Origin of the sequence: Caballeronia sp. NK8 (genome assembly GCF_018408855.1) — a bacterium.
GTDB lineage: Bacteria > Pseudomonadota > Gammaproteobacteria > Burkholderiales > Burkholderiaceae > Caballeronia.
On sequence record NZ_AP024326.1, the window covers coordinates 452,327 to 478,492 of the forward strand.

Sequence of the window (26,166 nt, forward strand, 5' to 3'; positions counted from 1 at the left end):
CGTGCCGTGCAGGCGGACGTCGCCAAACTCGCCGACCTGAATCGCCTCTATGACGCCGTCGCGTCGGCGGGATGCAGCATCGATGTCCTGTCGCCAACGCTGGCGCGGCCATCGCCGGTCCACTGGGGGCGATAACGGAAGAAGATTTCGACGCCATCATCGACGTCAACATGCGTGGCACACTGTTCACAGTGCAAAAGGCGTTGCCGCTCTTCAACGATGAGGGTTCGATCGTCATGACCGGCTCGATTGCGGGCATGAAGGGTAGAGTCGGCCGCAGCGTCTACGCAGCCAGTAAGGCAGCGCTGCGCTCCTTCGTCCGTACCTGGGCGTCCAACCTGAAAGATAGCGGCATTCGGGTCAATCTGATCAGCGCGGGCCTGACGGAGACGGCCGCGCTGGCAAACGCATCGAATACGACGCGCGATGGCCTGGCGGCGCTGATCCTGCGCGGCCGTCTGGGTCAACCGGACGAGGTCGCCAACGCGGTCCTCTTTTTGGCGTCTCAACGCGAGGGAGTTTCTGCTTTTCGCGGATGGTGGTTACGCCCAGGTGTAAGCACTGAACCTGACGCATCGGACGGACTTCTTGCGCGGTGCCGTGCAAGGACATATCACGTGCTGATCCAGGTTCACCTCCGTCACGGTCCCGCCGAGGATGTGACTGAAACTGCCGGGGTCGCCCGACACGACGACATCTGCGCCAGCAGGCGGTTCTTACAGAATCGCGTTGTTTCGTGAGTTTGCCTTGCCAGTCGATGCTCAGCGCGCTGTAGAGTTTGCGGGGCGAGGGGCGCATGTCGTCATTGCGCTCTGCCACAACCCATCCTGGAGGATCGACAGCAAATGGACCGGATTGAAGTGATGCGCATGTTCATCCGGGTGGCTGACTCCGGCAATTTCTCAAAAGTTGCGCGTGCGACGGGCGTTAGCCAACCGACGGTCAGCAAGCTCGTTGCCGGACTGGAAGCTCGGTTGGGTGTGCAATTGCTGCGACGGACCTCACGCGGTTTGAGTCTGACCGATGCGGGCCAAGACTTCTACGACTCCGCAACCGCCATTGTGGAGAGCGTGGATGAGGTCGAGGCGAGGGTGGGCAACAAAGAGGCGTCACCGTCTGGCTTGGTCAGGGTCGCGCTTTCACCTGCGTTCGGCCGGATGGAGATCGTGCCCCATCTACCCGAATTCTTTGCTCGCTACCCTGATGTCAGTGTGGAATTCGATGTTTCCCAGCGCTACGTCAATCTTGTCGAAGAAGCGCTGGATGTGGCGATCCGCGTCGGCCCGTTGAGTGATTCGGCATTGCTGGCGCGGCGCATTGGCAGCATGACATACCTTACGACAGCTGCGCCTTCTTACCTCGAGCGGGCAGGCGTGCCTCGCACGCTAGACGACCTGAAAAGTCACGACTGCATCGCATTCATGTCGCGCGACGCAGCCCGCCCATGGGAGTTTGTCGGACCCGAAGGTCCAGTCGAATTCACTCCGCAAGGGCCTGTGCGCAGCAATGATGCTGAATATCTGCTCGCGGCCGTGCTGGCTGGCCTTGGCATTGGACACAACGCAGGATGGCTGTATGCACGAGCCGTCGCTGACGGGCGTCTCGTGCCTTTGCTGGCTGAATTTGCGCCGCCTCCGTTCCCGATTCATGCCGTCTGGTCGGGTAGCCGCCGGCTGGCAGGGAAGACGCGGGCGTTCATCGACTTTCTGGCCGACTTGTTTGCCGACAATCCTCTTCTAAAAGTTCGCTAGACGCATCCGAATACTTATTCACGAGTGGCATAGCACGTATGCCAAGCCCTCGCCTTCCCGGCGCACTGGGCGAGGCCTATCTTTCGTCTCAGGGCGCCACGTAAGAATCTGGTGCCATTGAACCGACGGAAGGTATGGCAGTTCACGCAAAAGCCTTCCCGAATCATGCGAACAAAGAGGCTTGTGCATCTTTTCTCCAGGAAGACTTGTCATGCGTGCAATCGAACTTACTGCTTTCGGCGACCCGGTCACGAATCTCCGTGTTGCTGAACTGCCTGAACCACTGGCACCCGGTGCCAATGAAGTCCTGATCGGTATGGAATTCGCTCCCGTCAACTTCAACGACCTTTTGCTGATTCGCGGGACCTTTCCCCAACGTCCGGCTCTGCCGAGCCCTGTCGGCAACGAAGGTGCCGGGAAGGTTCTGGCCGTCGGCGCGGGCGTGACGCATCTGACAGTCGGTGATCGAGTCGTGCCGCCGCTCTACAGCGCTACGTGGCGCGAACGGATGGTCGTAGCCGCTAACGAACTGTTCCCGCTGCCAGCAGAAGTGGATGCGAAGCAGGCCGCTATGTTGCGCATCAATCCGCCGACAGCCGCACTGCTGCTCAGCGAACATGGTGGACTTAAGGCTGGCGACTGGGTCATCCAGAATGCAGCGAATTCCGGCGTCGGACTCTCTGTCATCGCGTTTGCGAAGGCTCGCGGATTCAAGACGATCAACCTCGTTCGACGCGTCGAGGCGATTGCTGAAGTGAAGACAGCGGGCGGCGACATTGTGCTTCTCGACAACAACGAAGTTGTCGAGTCGATCTCAGATCTGACCCAGAGCGGCAAGATACATCTGGCGATTGATGGTGTTAGCGGCGAGTCAACGGTCCGTCTACTGCAAGGTCTTTCTCAAGGCGGCGCACTCGTTTCGTACGCATTCTCGGGCGGTGAGGTGTCGATTCACACAGATCTACGTCCTCTCCTGCGTAAAGCGGTGAGTCTTCACGCTTTTTATCAGGCGCGTCCCCAGTACGATAGCCAGATGCCCACGCTGCTGCGCGAAGCGGCTGAATTCGTGCGTGCAGGCAAGCTGAAACCGCCTGTTGCCGCTATCTATCCGATGTCGCGAATTTCGGAAGCGGCCCAACACGCTATTCGCGGCGGCAAGGTGTTACTCGATCTCCAGTCCGCGGATTGATCGGGCGATCTCGTGGAGTAACCGAACCCGCTCACGCATATCTCACGAGCATCGCAGTGTGCTTGTTTTCAGGAAACCAACCGGTTTACTGAAACAGACTTTCCAAGGGAGTAGCAATCATGGTTGACGAAAACGGTCCTCATTATTTTGTAGCTTTCCAGACGCCGGGACCGAAATGGATTCAGGGCGTGAAATACAACGAGCAACCCGACTTCATGAAGCACGTCGCGTACATGATCGAGATGCAGGAGAAGGGGCTCACGGTATTGAGTGGCCCGTTCATGGAAAAGGCTGGTGGCCTCGCCGGCGTCCTGGCTGATGGTGGGATGACAATCTTCAAGGCTGCCGATCTGGCAGAAGCGCAAAAGATCGCGACGGACGATCCGACCGTTCAGTCAGGTTTGCTGAACGTCGAAGTCAAGATGTTTTGGGTTCCTTTTCATACTTAACGCAATTGCATATCAGTGTCATGCCGCCAGGGGCGGCTATAGTGACGCACGCAGAGGTCAAGGCGTTCATTGCGAGCCGGGGTGTCGAATCGCAAAACGATAACCTCATGCGGCCGTGGCAAGTTGTTGCACTCTGAACACCAGCTCTGGCCCAGAGACCGGCGTTTGTGGCTACGCGAATGGCTGTTCTGCTCTCAGGACAGCCCTCGCTCTCGTATCGAATTGAAGGGCTGGACCGGGTCGGCAACAGCCGGTGCCGACTCGACACATTGGCGTCTGCGCTGCTACGTTGCTGAACGCAGATAGGCGTCCAGCATCTCCAGATGCATTTCGCAGATTTTCTGCCGATCAGACCAGTGCGCATAATCGCGACCGGTGAACGCGTTAATAGTGAAGCGGTTCGAAGCGATGTAGTAGCCCATCCCAACTAGGGTGACGTAAAAATCGAGCGGATCGATGCCGCTGCGAAACTGTCCCGCATCGGCTCCGCGTTCAAGAACCGACCTGACCAAGTCAACCACTGGCGAGATCGTTTCACTGAGCTTCTGCGAAGTCTTGAGGTACCGGCCCTGATGCAGGTTCTCGTTGTTGATCAAGCCAAGCCATTCAGGGTTGTCCCAAAAGTGCGCCCAGAAGGACCTGGCGAGCGTTGCCATCGCCTCGCGAGGTTGCAGGCCGCTTAGATCGAGCTCGCTCTCTTTCTTCGCGTAGTCCGCGTACATGGACTCCAATACGGCGACATAGAGCAGCTCCTTACTGCCGAAGTAGTAGTAGAGCATCCGTTCATTGGAGCCCGCGACCTCGGCAATTGCGTCGGTCCTCGCACCGGCGAGTCCGAACTTAGCGAATTGACCCGTTGCCGCTTCGAGAATGCGGCGGCGGGTCCCCTCTGGATCACGCTTGGTTGGCTTGTGTGGTTTGCTGTCCATTTTTCGCAGTTCCCGTTCGCACAGGGATGATGTATCGACACCATTATGAACGCCACATCGCACCCTCGATCGGTTTGCCGCCTTGCCTTGACTTCACTGCCCGTTCCGTAGGCTCGGTAGTGAGTCGTGACGATAGTGTCGCGGCAGCTAACGGAGCGGACATGGCGTATCTAGACCAATTCAGAGACATCGTCTACGCAAATGAGAAGCGGGAGCCCCGCGTCGCAACCTACCGCTTGGTGCTACTTGAAGAAAAGCCCATTGCGGCTGTTGCTATCCACCTGCATCGTAAGCACCACGCATGAGGCGTTCGCCTCGCTCGGGAGCAAGAATTGAATGTCGTTATCGGACGCATTGTCGGCCATGAGCTTCGCGGCATTCGCGTGGATCGCACGCGCGTCGTGGTGGAAACGGACGGAAGATTTACCGAGTACTCGCTCGACTTCAACGCTGCTGACCTGCCGTCCAGTCGACCATCTCGCGAACCATGGAAACCGCCTGTCGTCGCCGTAGAGTCGCGTGACATCGTCGGCGGCAGCCTGCCCGTTTTCGTAGACCTAGCAAGTGCGCGCCCTGTCGACGCGTGGCTGTTGAAGGTTCTTCAGCGACGGTCCCGATGAACTGCTTTTTCGGCAAACCCTTAAGAATCTCGCGGTTCGGCCGCTATGACATCGTCTACCGCAGAGCAACGGTTTTAGGAGAAGGTCTGCTGTGCCACCGAGATTCATTGAAGCAGGAAACGAGATAAGCCTCGCGCTTTTGGACATCGAGTTCGACGTGTTCGAGCAGTACACGACGAAAGAAGACCGCATCCAAGCGACTCGCGCCGTCCATGAGCGGGTGCGCCACAAGTACGGCATGGCGAGCGCTCGGGAGGCGCGTCACTGCCGCGAGATTAGCGCGTTGGTTGCGAACCGACCCGCGATGATGCATCTCTTCGACTATGAAGAGCTCAAAGCGATGTGCATGCTAAGGGTGATGCCGGCGCTCGCTGACCAATTCATTGCAGCAAAGCGAAGGATGGCGACGTTCGGCTTGCCAGATATCCTTGCATTGGCAGTCCGTGCGAAAGAGCGCCACGATTGGGGCTGGGACTAGGAGCGTAGATGCAACGCTATGCGGTCGGAGAATGGGATTCGCTGTGGGGTAGTGACCCCTACACCAAGCACCGGTTCGTGCTCGACCTTGAGTCGCGCACCGTGATCGCCGGCGAAGACCGCATTCGCGGCGCTTGGTGGTCGATGCGCCTTGAGCACGTCGCGTATATGGAGCAAATTCTCAACGAAACGTTTGACTCGATCTGGGAGGAGCCGGAAGAGTTCAGCTTTGTTCGGCAATCCGAGATCCCAGCATGGGCGACAAAGGCTTGGCCTTGGCCACCGTTGCCCGAGGTCAAGGACGTCGAGAACATGCTGGACAATCCGGATGTTTCCGTCGACCGCGACGAGCTCGGTCGGATCATCTTCCCGCCTTGCTTCACCGCCGACGGGCGGAAGTAGCAGCCGATATCGCGGCGGCCGCAGCGGCGCCCGTCGGTCGACTTGGGGCACACTACTTCTTTTCGTTGGAAGAGCGATCGGTGGCCAAGGCATACAAACCCACGGCGGAACAGGAAGCCGTCGTCGAGGCCGCGAAAGGCGGCGGCGACCTGAAAGTTAAAGCGTATGCCGGCGCAGGTAAGACTTCGACGCTTCGGCTCGTCGCTCAGCAGCTTACTGGCCAGCGCGGCAGCTATCTGGCGTTCAACAAGGAGATCGCGGACTCGGCGCGCCGGGGCTTTCCGGCCAACGTCTCAGCCCGCACGGTCCATTCGCTGGCCTACGCTAGCGCCCCCACGTGGCTGACCGCCCGCATTAATCTGCCGTCAGAGCCACCACATGAACTGGCCGCCCGTTATGGGTTCGGTCCTATCGAAGTGCCGACGATCTCAGGAAAGAATGCGGAGGTCGCGCCGTTTGAGGTCGGCCGGATGATCGCAGACGGTCTCGGCCGCTTCTGCCGGTCGGCCGACGATACGCCGCAGCCCTTCCACATACCGGTCGACGAAAAGATCCGTGACGACGCGGCCGACTGGCTGCGTGAGCAGCTTGCGCCTAGCATTGGGCGGCTATGGGCGGAAAGCATCAACCCTCGCGGCCTGAAGGCGATACAGCCAGACGTTTATCTGAAGGTGTGGGCGCAATCGAATCCGCGTATCAACGCCGACTTCATCTTGTTCGATGAGGCCCAGGACAGCGACGGCATCATGTTGTCCGTCCTCTCCCGGCAACGACACGCGCAGAAGATCTACGTAGGCGACCCGTATCAGCAAATCTATGAATGGCGCGGTGCGGTCAACGCGATGGCGCAGATCAATGCGCCGGAGCGGCCGCTGACCGAATCTTTCCGTTTCGGCCCGACTTTCGCGGGACTCGCGAGCTGCGTGCTCGCGATACTTGGAGAGACGACACCGATCCGAGGCCAGCCGAGCATCGGCTCGATCATGGTCGAAGATCCGTCAGTGCAGCCGCCTGTGGACGCGGTGCTTTGCCGAAAGAATGCAACGGCAATCTGGCAGTTCGCGGCGGGCATTGAGATGGGGCATCGACCGGCGCTTCGCATGAACCCAAGCGAAATCATCGCCTTTGCTGACGGCGCCGATCAGTTGCTCAACGGGAGACGAGCTTTCCGGCCAACCGCCCTATCGCTATTCGAGAACTGGAAAGAGGCGCAAGCATTTGCGCGCAGCGCGGTCGGGCGCGACTTGCTGCCTGTTGTCGAGATCGTCGACGATCGCGGTACCGACTACTTGCGTGCGCTCGCTCGACGTCAGACACCCGAAGGCCAAGCTGACTATGTCATCTCGACCATCCATCGGGCGAAGGGACTGGAATGGAAGCGGGTGCGGATCGTCAACGACTTCCGCTTCAAGATGGTCGATGGGCGGCTGACGTTGGACGAGGACGAGATGCGGCTGCTGTATGTCGCGCTCACGCGCGCGCAGCACGTGCTCGACATCTCGGATGTTCGCGACGAACTGCTTCGGCTTTTCAACGTGCCGAAGGCCGCTCGCGGATAAACGCTCAGGCCGCCTTTGCCTGCAAGGCGGCGTCGCGCTCGAGCGCGGCTTTCGCGGCCGCCTTCGTCTTGCCTGCTCGCGACGGCGGCTGGCAAATGCCGCACACCATCGAATGCGACGGCTCATGGGCGTGCGCAACGAACTTGCCGCGGCAACGCGTGCAGCCGGCGAGACGCAGGATGCCGGCGTCCTTGAAACGGATGAAGGTCCAGGCGCGCGTCAGGTCCATTTGCAGCGGCTCGCCGATCATGTCGAAGTGCTCGGCATAGAGCGAGTACGCGCGAGTCAGTAAATCCACGCGGTCCAAGCCCTTGCTGTTTGCTTCGAGAAAGGCGTAGACGTTCGCGAACATCGACGTATGGATGTTCGGTGCCCACGTCAGATACCAGTCCTCCGAAAACGGCAGCATGCCCTTGGGCGGCGACGCACCCTTCACTTCTCGATACAGGCGAATGAGCCGCTCACGCGAGATCGTCGGAATTTCCGACTCCAGCACTTGCATGCGAGCGCCGAGCTTGATCAGCGCGATCGCGCGCATGACCTGAGCAGCTTCGTCAGCGAGGCGCTTCAAAGGCGTGGTGGTGGTCATGATTAGGCTGCCAGAAGAGCGTCATTTGCAACGGCGGAAACCGCCGCTTCGCTGCTGCGACCGGCGAGGCCCGTGAGCATCGCATCGGCGCTCATGCGAAAGAAGCACAACACTTGCGACGACGACGCGAGTTTTTCAGTTTGCGCCGGGGAGAGCGTGAGCAGCGTATCCGCCATTTCCGTCGAGAGCCCCAGATGCGACTGTGCCGCCTCGCGATCCGATGCGAGGACGCGTTGCGCGAGCATCAAGTACGACAGGTTCAATTCGCGGATAGAACCAAGGTCAGAAGAAGCGTGGATCATGGCGGCGGACTGGATAGTGAATTGGACTTGCTCATTGCGCCGTTCGTCAGGGCGTGAGCGAATTGTCTGACTACATATGGCGGTTTGCAACATTTAGTTACACGTCGAAATCGTTTGCTACACCAAAACGGACTCGCGCAATCGTTGGCGAAGAAAGGAATTTCTTCCGCTTTTCAATCCGTTCGCAAAGCCGAACCACTAGAGACCGTCGCTCAAACCTTGGCTTTATTGCTCATAGGCATGCCACTTGCACGTTCCTTCCCGCGACCGCTCCCTGCGAACGACGAGGAAGATCGGTAATGTCTACCCGGTAGGGAGTTACCCGACTGATGCAAGAAAACGACAGAGTTACCTCTGCCAGTTCGCTCGAAGCCCAGCCTGCCGCTCTGAAGGTCGGGACCATTCGCTATCTGCATCGTGTAGACTACTGTACAAACATACAGTACGGGGTACTACATAGGAGCGTTAGCCCTCGAGGACATTCATCCAAGTTTGTGGCGGGGTTCGCAGCTGGCCTCTGCTCGCGTGAACGTCGTGCCGTGTGGATCTGAGACGCTTGCCGCAGAACTGCCGGGGGGCGGCTGGCCCAAGTGCGCGCTGACCGACCTGCTGGTGCAGCAGCCGGGCGTTGGCGAAATGCGATTGCTGCTGCCGGCGCTGAGGGCTGTCGCCCAACGGCGCATTGCTTTCCTGCAGCCGCCGCACCGCTTTCAGCCGGAAGCAGCGGCGTAGCGGGGTCTGCCTGAGACGTCGATCAACGTCGCGCGCGCTCAGAAGACCGCCGATGCGCTTTGGGCGGGCGAGCAGATCCTTCGTGCGGGGACGTTCGGCGCACTGATCTTCTGGCAAACGCATGTGCGACCGGAAGCGCTACGCCGCCTGCACCTTGCCGCACAGACGAGCGAGTCGTTGTTCTTCATGGTCCGGCCGCTCGCCGCTGCGAGCGATACGTCGCCTGCCCCGCTTCGCATTGCTGTGCGCCCTGCGCGCGACAGCGTTTCATTGGAGTTCGTGAAGCGCCGCGGTCCAGCGCGTGACGAACCGCTTGTTGTTGGACTGACCCATTCGCCTATCCTGTTGAATCGCCATGCAAGTGTGGATCGGCGTGTATCTGCCGCACCTCAGCCGAGAAGTCTTCCAGCCGAGCTGGTCGTCCACGAGTGATACGACTTCCGGCCTGGTGGTGCTCGATCACGAGCGTGTCGTCGCGCTCGATCAGGCAGCGCACGACGCAGGCGTTCGCGTAGGCATGCGCAAAGGCGGCGTTCTCACGCTCGCGCCCGATGCGCGCATTCACGACAAAGACGAACTGAAGGAGCAGCAGGCCGTCGCGGACGTGGCCACCGCCCTCATGCAGTTCAGTCCGCAAGTGTCGATCGCTGAGGAGCAGACGGTGCTGGTCGACGTTTCGGCAAGCTTGCGCCTATTCGGCGGGGTGCGCGCGCTCAGACGCGCGATCCGCGCCTCGCTTGCGGCCTTCGGTTTCACGGTGCGGATGACCGTCGCGCCCACCGGCCAGAGCGCATGGCTCATGGCCCGTTATCGCGGCGGCCGCCGTCTCTCCATCCGCTCGCTGATGCGTCAATTGCCCCGCTTACCCGCCTTGCTGGTGTTGGAAGCGCGACGCTACGCCCACTGGTTCGACGGTCTCGGATGCACGAGCGTCGCGGACCTGCGGCGCTTGCCGCGCGCCGGTCTCAAAAAGCGCTGCGGTACCGCGCTGCTCGATACGCTCGATCGCGCCGTCGGCGAAGCGCCCGAACTCTATGAATGGGTCCAGCCGCCCCCCTCGTTTAACGCACGTATCGAGTTGCCGGATCGCGTCGAGCATGCGGAAGCCGTCCTCTTCGTCGGGCGGCGGCTCATTGTGCAACTGACCGGCTGGCTCGCGAGCAAGCAGCTCGCCCTTATGCGCTTCTCGGTCGAACTCGAACATGAGCGGGGCCGCGCAGCGTTGCCGCCAACGACGATTGAAGTCGCGCTCGCCGAGCCGACTTGGCACGAGGAACACCTGACGCGCTTGCTCAAAGAGCGGCTTGGACGCGTCGAGCTGGCGGCCGCGGTCATCGCCGTGCGACTTGAAGTGAATGACGTCGAAGCGGCCGAGCCGCCGTCCGACTCACTATTCCCCGAGCCAGGCGGGAGCGCGGCCGACCATAATCGGTTGATGGAACTGCTCGTCGCGCCGCTTGGCCATGAGAACGTCTTGCGCGCGGCGCCCGTGGCCGACCATCGACCCGAGATCGTATCGAACTGGGTGCCGGAGTCGAGCGACGTCAAAGGCTGTCCGCTGCCCGGCGATCAACCGCGCCCTTCATGGCTGCTGGAGACACCCATCCAGTTGATGACGCGCCAGCACCGGCCGTTCTACGGCAGTCCGCTACGAACGGTATCGCCCGGTGAGCGCGTCGAAGCGGGATGGTGGGGCGGCGAGCTTGTCACGCGCGACTACTTCGTCGCGGAAGCCGACGACCACACCTGCTACTGGATCTACCGGGAGCGCGTCGGCAGCCGCGCCGAAGAAGATCCTCGATGGTTCCTGCACGGCCTGTTCGGGTGAAGCGATGGACGTGTACACCTCTATGCTGCCCGGCTACGCCGAGTTGCAGTGCTTCTCCAACTTCACGTTCCTGCGCGGCGCCTCGCACTCGGAAGAACTGATTCTGCGCGCCGAGCAGCTTGGCTATCTCGCGATCGCGATCACTGACGAGTGCTCGCTCGCCGGCATCGTCCGCGCGCATGTGGCCGCCAAGGAAGCAAATATCCGGCTCATCGTCGGCGCGCACTTTCAATTGACGAACGCCGACGGCACGCCCGCCCTCGCCTTCACGGCGCTGGCCATGAACCGAAATGGCTATGGGAACCTGTCGGAACTCATCACGCTCGCGCGCACACGCACGTCCAAAGGCACCTACCTGCTGACGCCGAACGATCTGGCGCGGGCCGAAGCACCCTTTGACCACCTGAAGGGGCTGCCCGACTGCCTGGTCGTCCTCTCGCCCGAGTATCCGGCGAAGGAGGAGCGACTCGATGCGCAGATGGAATGGCTTGCCCGCACGTTCGAGGGCCGCTGCTGGGTTGCGCTTACGCTCCACGCCCGCGCGATGGACGAAATCCACCGCGGCATCGTCGAGTACGTCGCCGACCAGCACGGCGTACCGATCGTGGCCACCGGCGCCGTCACCATGCACGTGCGCTCTCGCAAGCCGCTGCACGATACGCTGACCGCCGTGCGCCTAAGCCGGTCGATTGCCGAGTGCGGGTTCGAACTGGCGCAGAACGCTGAGCAACACCTTCGCGCCCGGCTGCAGCTCGCGAATCTCTATCCCGAGCGGGCGCTGGCCGAGACGCTGACGATTGCGAATCGCTGCACTTTTTCGTTGGATGAACTGCGCTACGAGTATCCCGACGAGCTGATCCCTGAAGGCACGACACCAACCGCCTACCTGCGACAGGAAACGTACATCGGCGCGCATCGCCGCTTTCCCAAAGGCATTCCGCACAAGGTGCAGACGCAGATCGAGCACGAACTCGCGCTGATCGCGGAGCTTCGATATGAACCGTACTTCCTGACTGTGTACGACCTTGTCCGCTTCGCGCGCAACGAGGGAATCTTGTGTCAGGGGCGCGGATCGGCGGCGAACTCCGCGGTCTGTTACTGCCTGGGCGTAACGGAGGTCGATCCCGCGCGCAGTTCCATGCTCTTCGAGCGATTCATCTCGAAGGAGCGCGGCGAGCCGCCGGATATCGACGTGGACTTCGAGCACCAGCGGCGCGAAGAAGTCATCCAGTACATCTATCGCAAGTACACGCGTACCCGCGCGGCGCTGGCGGCCGCCGTGACGACATATCGGCCCAAGAGTGCGCTGCGGGACTCGGGCAAGGCGGTGGGCGTCGATCCGATCATCGTCGACAAGGTGGCCAAGTCGCATCACTGGTTCGACTCCAGTGCGGACCTGCTCAATCGCTTCGTTGAATCGGGACTCGATACGTCGACGCCGATCATCCAGCAGTGGGCAAGCCTCGCGTCGCGGTTGCTGAACTTCCCACGCCATCTTTCACAGCACACCGGCGGCTTCGTCATTGCGCGCGGCAAGCTCTCGCGGCTCGTGCCCATCGAGAACGCCGCGATGGTCGATCGCAGCGTGATTCAGTGGGATAAGGACGACCTCGAAGCGCTTGGGCTGCTCAAGATTGACGTGCTCGCGCTCGGGATGCTATCGGCGATCCGTCGCACGCTCGACGTCATCGCCAAGCAGCGCGGCGAGCCATTCGAATTGCAGGACATTCCGGCAGAAGACGCGAAGACGTACGAGATGATCTGCCGGGCCGATACCGTCGGCGTCTTCCAGATCGAATCGCGTGCACAGATGAGCATGTTGCCGCGCCTACAGCCACGCCAGTTCTATGACCTCGTGATCGAGGTGGCGATCGTGCGGCCGGGACCGGTCCAGGGCGGGATGGTCCATCCGTACCTGCGCCGGCGGCAAGGACTGGAAGCCGTGTCGTTCCCCTCCCCCGAAATGGAAACGGCGCTCGCCCGCACGCTCGGCGTACCGATCTTTCAGGAGCAGGTGATGCAGGTTGCGATGCTCGCAGCAGGCTTCAGTGCCGGCGAGGCCGACCAGCTTCGTCGCGCGATGGCCGCGTGGAAGCGGAAAGGCGGACTGCAGCATTACTACGATCGCATCGTGAACGGCATGCTCGATCGTGGCTACGACCGCGAGTTCGCTGAATCAATCTTCGCGCAGATCCAGGGCTTTGGCGAATACGGCTTTCCGGAGAGCCACGCAGCGAGCTTCGCCCTGCTCGTCTATGCAAGTTGCTGGCTGAAGTGCCATGAACCAGCAGCGTTCCTCTGCGCGATGCTCAACAGCCAGCCAATGGGCTTCTACTCGCCTTCGCAGCTCGTACAAGACGCGAAGCGTCACAAGGTGCGCGTGCTGCCGATCGACGTCACCATCAGTAACTGGGATTCGTTTCTAGAAGGCGACGGCTCAATGGCGCCAGTGCGTCTCGGCATGTCGCTCATTCGCGGCATGCGGGACGAGTCGGCCGCGCGAATCGAGGCCGCGAGAGCGGTGCGTCCTTTCGAGTCGGTCAACGATCTTGCAAATCGTGCCCGCCTCGATCGCCGCGACCTGCAGCTGCTTGCGGACGCGAACGCGCTTTCGGCTCTATCCGGCAACCGACGAGAGGCGCTCTGGCAGGCAGTAGCAGCCGTACCCGACAAAGACTTGTTGCGTGCCGCCACGCGCGAGGAAGAATTGCCGATACTCGCGGCCCCTAACGAGGCGCAGGAGATCGTTAGCGACTATCGCTCGACGGGCCTGACGTTGAACCGGCACCCTCTTGCCTTGCTGCGTGAACGGCTCAACGAGAAGAAGATCTTCGCCGCGTCGAAGCTTGCGACATATCCGAACGGGCGGCTTGCCAAGGCATGCGGCATCGTGACCGTGCGTCAGCGACCGGGCACAGCGAAAGGCGTCCTCTTTATTACGCTGGAGGACGAGACCGGCCAGATCAACGTGATTGTCTGGCCGTCGTTGGTCGAGAAGTTCAGAAAGGAAGCGCTTGGCGCTTCCCTCCTCGGCGTCTATGGCGTCTGGCAAAAGGAAGGCGAGGTGAAGCACCTCGTCGCGAATCGACTCGTCGACATGACCGCGCTCCTCGGCAACCTGGCCACGTCGAGCCGCAACTTCCATTGACCAGCTGACGGGAACCGACCCGGATCGGTCAATCAATACACCTGCGCCTCGCCGACCGCTTCCGAGGTACAACGGACTCTTCTACGATCTGGCAGCCTTACGCGCCTCAATAAGGCGATCGTCAGCCCCGGGCGTCGAGAACATTTCGCAGACACAACGTATTGCAGTGGGAAGCCACATCACTGATCGGAAGTTTGCACAGCCCAGCAAGGGACAGGCCGTTCTGCTCAATGGAGCCTCTTCCAATGCGAAGCCTCTCGCTGCCTCAAGGAGCGAGGCTGCGCAAAACCAGGTTCGTCACAATGGTCAAGCGGTGCTCGAGTTCTTCGTTCGACTCCGATTCGAGTAATTTTGGATGCGAGAAACACAACGAGGCCGCGACGATTGCGCTGCATATTTCGTCCAGCGGTGATTTCCTCTCAAACTCACCGGACTCCCGGCCGTCGACAATCACCTGGCGGATCGCACTCTCGACGGCATGTTGATGCTCGACCGTGGCGCACCAGTTGTGTTCCATCGCTACAACAACGATTTCGTGAACCTTCCTGTCCTTCAGAAACCGGTCACAGCTACATTGCATCATTGTAAGGAGCAATCGCCGCAAGCGGGCAGTGGCCGGTTCGCGTCTAACGACGATCTCGTGCAGACCCGCATCCATTTCGCTTAACACGTGAGCGACGACGGCCTCGCCGATTGCCTGCTTGGAATCGAAAAATCGATAGATATACGCAGCAGATACACCAATTGCACGCCCAAGAGCAGCGACACTCGTCTTCGAGTAGCCATAATGACGGAAGTGTTCGTCGGCCGCCTTCAGGATTTGAGTGCGGCGTTCATGCTCTGCTGGGCCTCGTTGGCCCGCTGGAGCGCCATCAGTGGTGTCGATAAACTCTGCCATATCCTTCATTTACCAGGTGGCGCACTAAGAGATGTCGGCCAATTTAGAGTTGCGCGCGGCGTCCCTTGAGATTGACCGACGAAGTGTGACCATGCTCGGCCACGAAAACGAGTTTCAGACCGCGCCGTTCGCACCTCTCGGTCACCCTTCAGACGCGCTGTACGCGACCTGCGTCTCGGTGTATGTCACCCATGCTGAAGCGGATCATCGCCTAGGTTGAACTACCACGGCGCAAGTTGCTTTCCCGACTGGTCCATATTTGCTCGTGGAAGAGGCAGGAACCGGCACGACTTCGAACGTCGGCAAGGATTTTACATCCTTCAATGAGGCAGCCCCGCCCCAAGCGCCAACCGCCAATAGCTCGGCTCGGTCGTGGAAGTCATAGGTGCGAATTCGTCTTCGACTGTATGGCCGATAACCTTACTCATCCCAACCGCCTCCCATGGCCAGAAACGAGGCGACGGCTGCGCGCGCGGCGTCCGATTGCGCAACGATTCTCTCGTCCTGAACCCGCTGCAATCGGTCGTCCGCATCCAGCACCTGTAGATAATTTTCGGACCCCGCCTGATAGGCCGCGAGAGCCGACACGCGTGCACGCTGTAGCGCCGTTTCGCCGAGGGCCAGTTGCTGCTCCTGTGCCTCGCGCTTGACGACGAGCGAGAACGCATCCTCGACGTCGGCGGTGGCCTGAAGGACGCTCAGGCGATAGGCGGCGAGCGCTTCCGCGTTTTTCCCTTTGGCCGCCTGAACCTCGGCGTCCACGGTTCCGAAGTCGAACAGCCTCCACCGCAGTCCGGCGACGCCTTGCGCCAAGGCAGCGTCGCCCGTGAAGACGTTACCGGCGACCGTCGTCGCGGAGCCGACGAGCGCGGACAAGGAAATCGTCGGGTAGTACCCGGCAATGGCTTGCCCGATTCGCGCGTTCGACGCAGCCAGATGCCGCTCGGCCACGATGATGTCCGGGCGTCGCCGCAACAGCGACGCCGGACCGTCCGCCGTCTGGATGCCCGGAGCCTGCGGAATGGGCCGGGGCGAATCCAGCGCCTCGTCGACGGTGCCGGGTTCGATGCCCATCAATATGTCGAGCCCGTTGCGCGCGGACACGAGCGCCGCTTCAAAAACCGGAACGTTGGCGGCGGTCGTCGCAAGCGCTCCTTGCGCCTGACGCAATTCCAATTCGGGTGCGACGCCGCGCGAATACCGAAGCTGCGCCAGGTCGACGCGCCGTCGCTGCGTCGCGGTTTGCTCTTGGGCCAAGGCAAGACGCGCTTGCACCGTGCGGACCAGCACGTAGGTGTCGGCCGTTTCCGCAATCACGGATAGCCGTGCAGCGACGCTCGATGCCTGGGCCGCCTGGTAGTCCGCCTGGGCCGCCTCGGCGCTTCGCCGAAGCCCTCCGAACACGTCGATTTCCCAACTGACGCCCGCGCTTGCCTGATAGAGCGGCGAGTTGCGATCGAAGCCAGGTTGCGAGTTTTCGACCCGGCCCAGCGGATCCTCCAGCGACTGATGCGCTGCGGCGGCCTGAACGTTCATCTGTCCCGCAGGCAACAACGCCGCTCGCGCGGCACGTGTCGTGGCGCGAGCCTGCGCGACGCGCGCGGCCGCCTGCGCCAGTGTGAGGTTCTGCGCAAGCGCGGTCGTGACCACGCGATTCAGCACCGGATCTTTGAACCCTGTCCACCATTGCGATAGCTCCGGCGTCGGTGCGCCGGCACGCTCATTGAGTGCCTCCGCACCTTGGAACGATGACGACATTGGGGCGGTTGGAGGCTTGTAGTCAGGGCCGACCGCACAGCCGGCCAACGTGAAGACAGTGAGCAGCAGCGCGGGAAGAGATTGACGTTTCACTGAGAGGGGGGACATGCGTAGACTCGATTTGTTGGAAGTTACAAGTGTATATTATCGTTACTTGAAGTCAAAGTGATTCGATTGGGTTGTCTAGACTGACTCCGGTCGCCACGCTAAGTATTTTTATAAACCATCTATTAATCAATGTTTTATGTGGATCTTAAGGACCTGGGCTGAGACGACAAGACGACCAACTGATCGCGAAGCAAAAATCAATTGGTTACGTATTGACTGAATCGTAACTTAAAATCATAATGCGGCCACACATAGGAGTTGCCATGCGAATTCATCGAATCTGGTACCCGCCGTTGATCGGCCTGGTGGCTGCGCTGTCGCTCACGGCCTGTAGCAAGCCTGCCCCGCAAGACCCGCGCACCGAGGTGCCGCTCGTCGCGATTGCGACGGTCGCCGAAGCCGGCGACGTGCAGCGCAGTTTCACGGGCGTGGTCGCCGCCCGCTATGAAAGCGATATCGGCTTTCGTGTCGGAGGGAAGGTCATACAGCGACTCGTCGACATTGGGCAGCACGTCGTGCGCGGTCAGGTGTTGATGCGCCTCGACCCGACCGATCTCGCGCTGGGCTCCGCCGCGCAGCAGAATGAAGTCGAGGCAGCGCGGGCAAAGTCCGTTCAGGCGAACGCGGATCTGAAACGGCTCGCCGGGCTCGTTGAGCAGGGCGCCGTGTCCGCGCAACAGTACGACCAGGCCGTCGCCGCGCAGAAAAACGCCAGCGCGCAGCTCAACGCGGCGTTGGCACAGGAGGGCGTCGCGAAAAATGCCGACCGGTACACGGTCCTCGTGTCCGACGTGGACGGCATCGTGACCAATACCTTCGCGGATCCGGGACGAGTCGTGATCGCGGGTCAAACAGTGGTCGCGATCGCACGCGACGGACAACGCGAAGCGGCCGTCGATCTTCCGGAAAACGTGCGGCCGGCGTTGGGCACGGTGGGCGTCGCGTCGGTGTACGGCGTCGATCAGAAGTCCATCGCTGCACGGTTGAGAGAGCTGTCCAGCTCCGCGAGCCTGCAGACGCGTACGTACGCCGCCCGATTTGTTCTGGAAGGCGCGGACAACCCGGCGCCGCTGGGCGCAACGGTCACCGTGCGCCTTAGCGAGGACAGCACGGCGGGGCAGGTCACGCTGCCGGTATCCGCACTCTATGATCCCGGCACGGGACCCGGCGTCTGGCTGCTCGATACGAAAACCTCGACGATCGGATTTCGCGCAGTCAAGGTCGGTACGGTGGGCGAAGAAGAAGCGCACATCGTCGCTGGGCTGCGGCCTGGCGACCAGGTCGTGGCGCTCGGCGCCCATCTGCTGCACGACGGTGAGAAAGTGCGTGTCACACCGTCCAATCAGCAGCACATGCTCGCGTCGTCGGATGGAGACGCAAAATGAACAGGTTCAATCTCTCCGCGCTCGCGGTCCGTGAGCGCGCGGTCACCTTGTTCCTGATCATCGCCATCAGCCTGTCGGGCGTTTTTGCTTTCCTGAAACTCGGCCGGGCCGAGGATCCGGCCTTCACCATCAAGGTGCTGACGGTCTCCGCGGTGTGGCCGGGCGCAACCGCGAGGCAGATGCAGGACCTGGTCGCGGAGCCTCTCGAAAAGCGGCTGCAGGAACTCACATGGTACGACCGCACCGAGACGATCACGCGGCCCGGCCTCGCGCTTCTTACGCTGACTCTGAAAGACAGCACCCCGCCGGCGCAAGTGCAGGAACAGTTCTATCAGGCGCGCAAGAAGCTCGGTGACGAAAGCCATAAATTGCCGAACGGAGCCTTAGGCCCGTTCGTCAACGACGAGTACTCGGACGTCAGTTTCGCGCTGTATTCGGTGGAAGCCCCTGGCCTGCCGCCCCGACTTCTGACGAGAGAAGCGGAGTCTCTCAGGCAGCGTCTTCTGCACGTTTCGGGTGTCAAGAAAGTCGACATTCTGGGTGAGCGGCCGGAGCGCATCTTCGTTGCGTTCTCTTATGCGAAGCTGGCCAACCTGGGTATCAACGCGCGCGACATTTTCGACGCTTTGCAGCGACAGAACGCGTTGACTGCGGCGGGATCGGTCGACGCCAACGGTCCGCAGGTATTCATCCGGCTGGACGGCGCGTTCGACGATCTCCGGCAGATCAAGGCAATGCCGGTCGTCTCTAACGGACACATGTTCAGGCTGTCGGATGTCGCCGACGTCACGCGAGGGTACGAGGACCCGGCCACGTTCCTGATCAGGCACAACGGTCAGAACGCGCAGGTGTTGAGCGTCGTCATGCAGGACGGCTGGAACGGACTCGATCTCGGAAAGGCTCTCGAAGCGGAGGAGAAGCAAATATCGGCGGAATTGCCGGTTGGCGTCGGCTTCAAAAAGATCACCGATCAGGCTGTCAATATCCGTGAAGCGGTCGACGAATTCATGCTGAAGTTTTTTGTCGCGCTTGGCGTCGTGATGCTGGTCAGCCTGGTGAGTCTCGGATGGCGCGTGGGAATCGTCGTAGCGGCTGCGGTGCCGCTCACGCTCGGCGCGGTCTTTGTCATCATGTTGATGACAGGCCGGGTGTTCGACCGCATCACGCTGGGCGCGCTCATCATCTCGCTCGGTCTGCTGGTCGACGACGCGATCATCTCCATCGAGATGATGGTGGTGAAGCTCGAGGAGGGTGTCGAGAGAGTCAAGGCTGCGTCGTACGCGTGGAGTCACACGGCGGCGCCGATGCTCGCGGGTACGCTCGTGACCATCATCGGATTTACGCCGGTGGGGTTCGCGCGGTCGACCGCCGGCGAATACGCCGGCAACATCTTCTGGATCGTTGGTTATGCGCTGATTGCATCATGGATTGTCGCGGTCACTTTCACGCCTTACCTCGGCGTGAAGCTGCTGCCGGACATCAAGCCCACTCAGGGAGGGCACGCGGCGATCTACGCCACCCCAAACTACGAAAAATTCCGCTCGGCGGTGACGTGGGCAGTGCGTCGCAAGTTCTGGATAGCGGGCGCCGTGTTGCTGGCCTTCCTGACGGTCGGCGGCGGCATGGCCGTGGTGAACCAGCAATTCTTCCCGACCTCGGACCGGCCCGAAGTGCTGATCGAAATGCAAATGCCCGAGGGCACGAGCATCGAGGCGACGAGTGCCGCGACCGCCAAGGTCGAAGCGTGGCTCAAGCGGCAACCCGAGGCGAAGGTCGTGACCAGTTACATTGGTCAGGGCGCTCCCCGTTTTTTCTTCTCATACAACCCGGAGTTGCCGGATCCGTCGTTTGCGAAGATTGTGGTACTGACGCCCGACGAAAAAGCGCGTGACAACCTCAAGGTCCGCCTGCGCGAAAACGTGGCGAACGGACTGGTCCCCGAGGCACGCGTGCGGGTAACGCAACTGGTGTTCGGTCCTTACTCGCCTTTCCCCGTCGCGTTCCGGGTGATGGGACCCGACGTCGACAAGGTCGGTGTCATCGCCAAAAAAGTGGCGGCGATCATGCGCGCCAACCCCCACATGCGCCAGGTCAACGAGGACTGGAGTGAACGCGCGCCGACCGTTCATTTCATACTCGATCAGGACCGCCTGCGCGCTATCGGACTGACCTCGGCCGATGCCGCCCAGCAACTGCAGTTCTTGCTGACGGGTGTTCCCGTGACCCAGTTCCGCGAGGACATTCGTACCGTCGACGTGTTCGCGCGCAGCGCCGGTCCTGAACGCCTCGATCCATCGCGCGTCGGAGATTTGAACCTGACCGGCAGCGACGGCCACCTGATCCCGCTCTCTCAAATCGGTCACATGGAGACGCGCTATGAGGACCCGATTCTGAAGCGCAGGGATCGAACGCCCACTATCACCGTGAGAGGCGATATCGACGAATCGCTTCAGCCGCCGGATGTCTCGCATGAAATAGAGCGGGCGATTGCGCCGGTCATTGCGTCGTTGCCGCCTGGCTATCGAATCGAGACGGCCGGCTCGATTGAAGAAGCCGGCAAGGCGAATGCCGCACTCGCGCCGATCTTCCCCGTGATGATTCTGCTGACGCTCACGATCATCATTATCCAGGTGAGGTCGTTCTCCGCGATGGCGATGGTGTTTCTCACCGCGCCGTTGGGGATCATCGGCACCGTGCCGACCTTGCTGATCTTTCACCAGCCTTTTGGTTTCAACGCAATCCTGGGGCTGATCGGCTTGTCGGGGATCCTGATGCGCAACACGCTGATCCTGATCGGGCAGATCCATACCAACCAGCAAGCCGGGCTCGATCCTTTTCACGCGGTCGTCGAGGCAACCGTTCAGCGTGCGCGCCCCGTCGTGCTTACCGCCATGGCAGCGGTGCTGGCGTTCATCCCGTTGACCTTCTCGGTCTTCTGGGGATCGATGGCCTTCACGCTAATCGGCGGTACGGCCGTGGGCACGGTGATTACGCTGCTGTTCCTGCCAGCTCTGTACTCGATCTGGTATCGCATCAAGCCAACGCCGCGCGAGGAATCGCGCGCGCTGGCACAGACGCATCGTCTCACCACGCTCTCTGAATAAGGATGGTTTAAATGAAACGCAGTCATATGGCTGGCCTCGTAAAGGAGCTCGCCGCTCTGGTACTAGGCGGCGCTTGCGCAGCATGCGCGGGTGTCCACTCGCAACCGTCGCCGGGTGGCGATTCAGCGAGCCTTGGCAATCACATGTCAGGGAGGAATCCTTCTGACATCAGCGCTGACGCACTCGAGCAGCGCAATCGCGACATCGTGAAATCGGTTACGGGCAGAGCGATGTAAGACGTGAACATGAAAACCCTCTGCTAGGGTCCCAGTGCAGCCGTACGATTTTCTTTCTCCGGTGGAATTTCCTCCCCCTGTCACCGGGTTTATCCTGGGTCTGCAGCTAAGACCCAAGATCTTTTTTTGTATGAAACGGTTCACAAGATATTTTGCGAAACTCGTCGTTCCGCATGATGTTTGAAGATCCTGTTACCGTTCTGTTCGACCGCCTCAATTTAAGGTCAGAAGTGCAAGTTTACACGGCGAATTACGATCATATTGACGGCAGAGGCATTGGTCGGCGCCAGCCACATCGTGGAATCACGCAAACGTGCGGAGCGCAGGTTGCGCGGGTAAATAAAACGAATAGTTCCGAAAAAGATATCGCTCGGTTGGAACACTCGACGGGAAAAACATAGGTTGATCTGACATCCCTGGCATTCGGCGAATGACTGCTCAGTGACTAGAACGAACGGCTGAATGTCTTGTTGGCGGTACGTTCGCATGACGCTTCATGGCCGGTCACTGCCGACAGCCATCGGCGGCACGCGACCCTTTTGCGCCACTCGTTATCCAGCCTTCTGAACGTCTCTCATGGAAGGTTGAACGGCTGCTCAGTGCTTCGACGACAGTAATGCAAACTCGTGCTGCCAACACTTGGCACGGCCGCCGGCCCGCTGGTGTTTGGAATGATGCGTGGAGCCGGAAAGTCCTAACTTGATCACCTCGCCAACGAACCGCAACATCGCTCGAGCCTCTATCGTCGAACTTTAGCAGCGAACAGTGTGAAGCATGCGACTGACAGACTAGTGGGACGATACGTACAGCGACGATCCGGGCTTCGCCTCCGGCACTGGAAAATGCCGCTTCATCCTCCGCAACTCCTCCGAGGGAGTGCCGCCGAAGAGCCGCTTGAACTCCCGGCTGAATTGCGACGCGCTTTCATAGCCGACTCGCGCGCTCGCCGCGGCGGCTGTCATGCCTTGACGCGCCATCAGGAGCCTCGCCTGATGCAGTCGCGTCGACTTGATGTACTGCAGCGGCGACGTCTTCGTGGCCGCCTTGAAGTGCATATGAAACGACGGCACGCTCATGGCCGCTTCCCTTGCGAGCGTTTCAATCGTCAGTGCTTCGGCGTAGCTCGAATGAATCTTGCGCAGCACCTTGGAAATGCGCCCGAAGTTTCCGTCGAGGTCGAGCGCGGCGCGCATCGAAGCGCCCTGCTCGCCGATGAACACGCGAAAGTAAATCTCGCGGACGAGCGTCGGCCCCAATAGCGCGGCTTCTAGCGGGTCGCGCATCGCGTCGAGGAAGCGCAGCACGGATTCGCCGAGCGCCAGATCGAGCCTCGTCGTGGCCATGCCGCCCGGCTCGCCCGGCACCACGCCATTGCGCTCGTCGATCTGCAGCAATACATCGGCGGCGAGCGTGAGATCCAGACGCACGTAGACCGCGAGCAGCGGTTCGTCGGCGGTGGCGTCGGTTTCCATCGAAAACGGCAGCGGCAACGCAACGGCCAGATAGTGCTGTGCATCGTAGACATAGACCTCGTTGCCGAGATAACCGCGCTTGCGGCCCTGCGCGATGAAGACGATGCCCGGCTCGTACAGCACCGGCGTGCGCGTGAGCGGCCGGTTCGATCGCAACAGGCGAATGTCCGGCATCGGCGTCGCGTTATAGCCTTCGTTCGGCGCGAGTTCGAGCAGCCGGCTCACCATCGAAGCATGCACGCGAGCCAGTGCTGCGGCTTCGGTTTCCATCGTCGGCAATCCGGGAGAGCGGTGCGTTTTCATGCTTTGGGTTCGATAAAGGCGTGTTCATAGGATCAGGCAAGCTTCGCAGACGATCACGCGTTCTCGTCACGTTGCCACATCCCTAACATTCGATCATGCAAGTCAACTCACCTCGGAGAACAAGCATGATCGATGTACTCAATCCCGCCGACGGCACGGTCGTCGGGCAAGTCGAACATCATTCGGAAGCGCAGGTGCGCGCCGCCATCGACCGCACATGCGCGGCCTTTCCGGCCTGGTCGCGCACTCTGGCACGCGAGCGGAGCGAACTGCTGCGCAAATGGTTCGACCTCGTCAGCGCCGACAAGACCGCGTTCGCCGAGCTGATTTGCCGCGAGAACGGCAAGTGCATGTCGGAAGCTTTCGGCGAAATCGAATATGGGTTGGGCTTCGTCGAATGGTACGCGGAGGAAGCGAAACGCATGTACGGCGATACCATCCCCACTCACGCGAAAGACGCAGCGGTGATCGTCACGAAAGAACCTGTCGGGCCGGTCGCGTCGATCACGCCATGGAATTTTCCGTTCATGATGATCACGCGCAAGGTCGCGACCGCGCTCGCAGCAGGTTGCACGATCCTCCTGAAGCCCGCAGAGCAAACGCCCCTGACCGCGTACAAGCTGCTCGAATACGCGCGCCGCGCCGGCATTCCGGAAGGCGTGTTCGAGATGGTCACGGGCGACCCCGTGCAGATCGGCAAGCTCACCACCGACGATCCGCGCATCCGCAAGATCTCGTTCACCGGTTCGACCGCAGTCGGCAAGTTGCTCGCCGCGCAGTGCGCCGGCACGCTCAAGAAGATGACGATGGAACTGGGCGGCAACGCACCGTTCATCGTCTTCGACGACGCCGATTTCGACGAAGCCGCAAAGGCACTCGTGTCCGCGAAGCTGCGCAACAGCGGGCAGGTCTGCATCTCGCCGAACCGCGTGTATGTTCAGGCCAGCGTGCATGACGCGTTCGTTCAGCGCGTGAAGGCGCTCGTCGAAGCGATTCCGGTCGATCAGGGGCTGCAGGAGGGGTTCGTCGTCGGTCCGCTGATCAATCGCGCGGCCATCGACAAGGTCGCCAGGCTCGTCGACGATTCGCGCGAACGCGGCGCCAAGGTCGTGCTCGGCGGACATCCGCACGCGAAAGGCGGACTTTTCTATGCGCCCACCATCCTCGTCGATGTCGCGGACGATATGCCGATCGCCTCGTCCGAAATATTCGGACCCGTCTTCCCGATCTACCGCTTCTCCACCGAAGCCGAAGTCATTGCACGCAGCAACGACAGCGAATATGGTCTCGTCGCCTATGCGTTCACGCGCCAGCTGAGCCGCTCGTTCCGGCTGTCGCGCAACCTCGAGGCGGGCATGGTGATCCTGAACTCCGGCTCGGTCGGCACGGCTTCGGTGCCGTTCGGCGGCGTGAAGCAATCCGGTTACGGGCGCGAAGGTAGTCATCATGGAATCGAAGAATATGTGCACGTCAAATACACGCTCATGAGCGGTCTCGCCTGAACGATGCGAGGCGCGGCATCACGATGCCGCGCCTCGTGTCATGGTCGACTCAGCGTACCGGCAACTGGCCCGCGTCCGCAGGGCTTGCGCACTGTACTTCGCGACTGCGCTGACGGATGAGCCGATCCTGCCGCAGTCCCCAGAAGAACGTGACGGCAAGACAGGGCAACAGCGACGCGATCGAGTACCCGACGCCGGCAAGCGGGTTGCCTGTCAGATTGACGAGCGAAAGACTGATCAACGGAAGAAACCCGCCGAACAGCACATTGCCGAGTTGTTGCGACAATCCGAAGCCCGTGGTCCTGCTTTGCGGCGGAAAACATTCGGCGATGAACGCGGGCAGCGGCGCCATGATCATCGCCGTCAACACGGCCAGCAGCGCGACGAGCATTGTCACCGTGGCCCAGCCGCCTGCGAGCGCATTCGTCCTGATGCCCGCGAACGCAGGATATGCCGCAAGTATCCACAGCACGATGCCGATCAGCATCACACGCGCGCGGCCGATCGCATCGGACAGACGGCCGAATGCGGGATAAAACGGCGCAGCCACGACGATAGCGATACCGAGGCACATATTCGCGCGCGCAGGATCGACCTTCAACACGTTTTGCAGGAAGTACAGCATGTAGACGATCGACGTATAGAGCGACACCGACGTCCCGCCTTGCGCGCCGAACATCGCGACAAGGATCGCTTTCCACGACGTCGCGCTCGACAAGGTGTCCTGCAGCGGCGATTTCGACAGACGGCCCGCCTGCTTCATCTCCGCGAACACAGGCGTTTCCGTCATGCCGAGGCGAATCCATGTCGCCACCGCGACGATCGGCGCCGAGATCAGGAACGGGACGCGCCAGCCCCACGATTCGAATGCCGATGCATCGAGCGCGAACTTCAGCGCCGACACGATCGCCAGCGCCAGCAACAGTCCGAGGCTCGCGGTACCTTGCAGCACGCTCGTCGCCATGCCTTTTCGGCCTGCGGGCGCATGCTCCATCACGTAGACGACCGCGGAGCCGTATTCGCCGCCGAGCGCGATGCCCTGCACCACGCGCAGCGCGATCAGTCCTATGGGCGCGAGCAAGCCGGCCATCGCGTAGGTCGGCAGACAGCCGATACCCACTGTCGCGATGCCCATGATCGCGAGCGTGATGACGAATGTCTTCTTGCGTCCGATGCGGTCGGCCATCGGGCTGAAAATGATCGTGCCCAACGGCCGCGCGACATACGCGATGCCGAAGGTGGCAACGCCCGCCATTGCGGCGACGGTCCGGTCCGTCGATGGAAGAAACAGGTGCGTCAAGGTCGATGTCAGCGCGACATAGACGAAGAAATCGTAGTACTCGAGCATCGTGCCGAGGCTCGATGTCGCGATGATCCGCAGCATGCCGGGCTTTGAATGTCGCGCGCCGGAAGTGGTGGACATGG

At 61.1% G+C, this 26,166-nt stretch carries 20 protein-coding genes and 1 pseudogene; 14 read left to right on the plus strand and 7 right to left on the minus strand.

Features of this window, described 5'->3' with window-relative positions:
* Positions 1–71 precede the first annotated feature (71 nt).
* From NK8_RS34870 to NK8_RS34885, 4 genes are all read left to right on the plus strand, one after another.
* The gene (locus NK8_RS34870; protein WP_213233946.1) at positions 72–740 is read left to right on the plus strand and encodes an SDR family NAD(P)-dependent oxidoreductase; all 669 of its coding nucleotides are present in this window, start codon (positions 72–74) and stop codon (positions 738–740) included.
* Between the two features lie 105 nt (positions 741–845).
* Positions 846–1,751, plus strand: a complete 906-nt coding sequence (locus NK8_RS34875) for a LysR family transcriptional regulator (protein WP_213233947.1) — start codon at positions 846–848, stop codon at positions 1,749–1,751.
* 211 nt (positions 1,752–1,962) lie between these two features.
* Positions 1,963–2,940: a zinc-dependent alcohol dehydrogenase family protein gene (locus NK8_RS34880; protein WP_213233948.1), complete on the plus strand. Its 978-nt coding sequence runs from the start codon at positions 1,963–1,965 to the stop codon at positions 2,938–2,940.
* A gap of 119 nt (positions 2,941–3,059) precedes the next feature.
* Positions 3,060–3,389: a YciI family protein gene (locus NK8_RS34885; protein ID WP_213233949.1), complete on the plus strand. Its 330-nt coding sequence runs from the start codon at positions 3,060–3,062 to the stop codon at positions 3,387–3,389.
* A gap of 284 nt (positions 3,390–3,673) precedes the next feature.
* Here NK8_RS34885 and NK8_RS34890 read toward each other — a convergent pair whose 3' ends face one another.
* The gene (locus NK8_RS34890; protein ID WP_213233950.1) at positions 3,674–4,318 is read right to left on the minus strand and encodes a TetR/AcrR family transcriptional regulator; all 645 of its coding nucleotides are present in this window, start codon (positions 4,316–4,318) and stop codon (positions 3,674–3,676) included.
* A gap of 332 nt (positions 4,319–4,650) precedes the next feature.
* Here NK8_RS34890 and NK8_RS34895 point away from each other — a divergent pair, with 332 nt between their 5' ends.
* The 4 genes from NK8_RS34895 to NK8_RS34910 all read left to right on the plus strand — a co-directional run bounded on the left by NK8_RS34895 (position 4,651) and on the right by NK8_RS34910 (position 7,376).
* Complete coding sequence (locus tag NK8_RS34895) at positions 4,651–4,938, plus strand: hypothetical protein (protein WP_213233951.1); 288 nt, start codon at positions 4,651–4,653, stop codon at positions 4,936–4,938.
* 91 nt (positions 4,939–5,029) lie between these two features.
* Complete coding sequence (locus NK8_RS34900) at positions 5,030–5,416, plus strand: hypothetical protein (RefSeq protein ID WP_213233952.1); 387 nt, start codon at positions 5,030–5,032, stop codon at positions 5,414–5,416.
* A gap of 8 nt (positions 5,417–5,424) precedes the next feature.
* Positions 5,425–5,817, plus strand: a complete 393-nt coding sequence (locus NK8_RS34905) for a hypothetical protein (RefSeq protein WP_213233953.1) — start codon at positions 5,425–5,427, stop codon at positions 5,815–5,817.
* A gap of 80 nt (positions 5,818–5,897) precedes the next feature.
* Positions 5,898–7,376, plus strand: coding sequence for a 3'-5' exonuclease (locus NK8_RS34910; protein ID WP_213233954.1), 1,479 nt, complete (start codon positions 5,898–5,900; stop codon positions 7,374–7,376).
* 4 nt (positions 7,377–7,380) lie between these two features.
* Here the strand turns inward: NK8_RS34910 and flhC are convergent, their stop codons facing one another.
* Both flhC and NK8_RS34920 read right to left on the minus strand, forming a co-directional pair.
* On the minus strand, positions 7,381–7,965 hold the full coding sequence (gene flhC, locus NK8_RS34915) for a flagellar transcriptional regulator FlhC (protein ID WP_213233955.1): 585 nt from the start codon (positions 7,963–7,965) through the stop codon (positions 7,381–7,383).
* Between the two features lie 2 nt (positions 7,966–7,967).
* Positions 7,968–8,360 carry a flagellar transcriptional regulator FlhD gene (locus NK8_RS34920; RefSeq protein WP_367657838.1) on the minus strand — a complete coding sequence of 131 codons (393 nt, stop codon included), beginning with the start codon at positions 8,358–8,360 and terminating at the stop codon, positions 7,968–7,970.
* A 363-nt stretch (positions 8,361–8,723) separates the two neighbouring features.
* On the opposite strand from NK8_RS34920, the pseudogene imuA reads away from it, so the two are divergent.
* The 3 genes and pseudogenes from imuA to NK8_RS34930 all read left to right on the plus strand — a co-directional run bounded on the left by imuA (position 8,724) and on the right by NK8_RS34930 (position 13,975).
* Positions 8,724–9,431, plus strand: a pseudogene (imuA, locus tag NK8_RS43110) (translesion DNA synthesis-associated protein ImuA).
* Positions 9,355–10,827: a DNA polymerase Y family protein gene (locus NK8_RS34925; RefSeq protein WP_213233956.1), complete on the plus strand. Its 1,473-nt coding sequence runs from the start codon at positions 9,355–9,357 to the stop codon at positions 10,825–10,827. Before imuA ends, NK8_RS34925 begins: the two are co-directional and overlap by 77 nt.
* A gap of 4 nt (positions 10,828–10,831) precedes the next feature.
* Positions 10,832–13,975 (plus strand): error-prone DNA polymerase, encoded by a 3,144-nt coding sequence (locus NK8_RS34930; RefSeq protein ID WP_213233957.1) that lies wholly within the window; start codon positions 10,832–10,834, stop codon positions 13,973–13,975.
* A gap of 265 nt (positions 13,976–14,240) precedes the next feature.
* On the opposite strand, the gene NK8_RS34935 is transcribed toward NK8_RS34930, so the two are convergent.
* Positions 14,241–14,882: a TetR/AcrR family transcriptional regulator gene (locus NK8_RS34935; protein WP_225936615.1), complete on the minus strand. Its 642-nt coding sequence runs from the start codon at positions 14,880–14,882 to the stop codon at positions 14,241–14,243.
* 411 nt (positions 14,883–15,293) lie between these two features.
* The gene (locus NK8_RS34940; protein WP_213233958.1) at positions 15,294–16,739 is read right to left on the minus strand and encodes an efflux transporter outer membrane subunit; all 1,446 of its coding nucleotides are present in this window, start codon (positions 16,737–16,739) and stop codon (positions 15,294–15,296) included.
* 365 nt (positions 16,740–17,104) lie between these two features.
* Here NK8_RS34940 and NK8_RS34945 point away from each other — a divergent pair, with 365 nt between their 5' ends.
* Both NK8_RS34945 and NK8_RS34950 read left to right on the plus strand, forming a co-directional pair.
* Positions 17,105–18,124 (plus strand): efflux RND transporter periplasmic adaptor subunit, encoded by a 1,020-nt coding sequence (locus NK8_RS34945; protein WP_367657839.1) that lies wholly within the window; start codon positions 17,105–17,107, stop codon positions 18,122–18,124.
* A complete protein-coding gene (locus NK8_RS34950) occupies positions 18,121–21,228 on the plus strand; it encodes an efflux RND transporter permease subunit (protein ID WP_213233960.1) in 3,108 nt (1,035 codons plus the stop codon). The genes NK8_RS34945 and NK8_RS34950 overlap by 4 nt, the downstream gene beginning before the upstream one ends.
* Before the next feature lie 1,024 nt (positions 21,229–22,252).
* On the opposite strand, the gene NK8_RS34955 is transcribed toward NK8_RS34950, so the two are convergent.
* The gene (locus tag NK8_RS34955) at positions 22,253–23,239 is read right to left on the minus strand and encodes an AraC family transcriptional regulator (RefSeq protein WP_225936616.1); all 987 of its coding nucleotides are present in this window, start codon (positions 23,237–23,239) and stop codon (positions 22,253–22,255) included.
* Positions 23,240–23,364: 125 nt separating this feature from the next.
* Here NK8_RS34955 and NK8_RS34960 point away from each other — a divergent pair, with 125 nt between their 5' ends.
* Positions 23,365–24,741, plus strand: a complete 1,377-nt coding sequence (locus tag NK8_RS34960) for an NAD-dependent succinate-semialdehyde dehydrogenase (protein ID WP_213233961.1) — start codon at positions 23,365–23,367, stop codon at positions 24,739–24,741.
* Between the two features lie 49 nt (positions 24,742–24,790).
* Here the strand turns inward: NK8_RS34960 and NK8_RS34965 are convergent, their stop codons facing one another.
* Positions 24,791–26,164, minus strand: coding sequence for an MFS transporter (locus NK8_RS34965; RefSeq protein WP_213233962.1), 1,374 nt, complete (start codon positions 26,162–26,164; stop codon positions 24,791–24,793).
* Positions 26,165–26,166 lie beyond the last annotated feature (2 nt).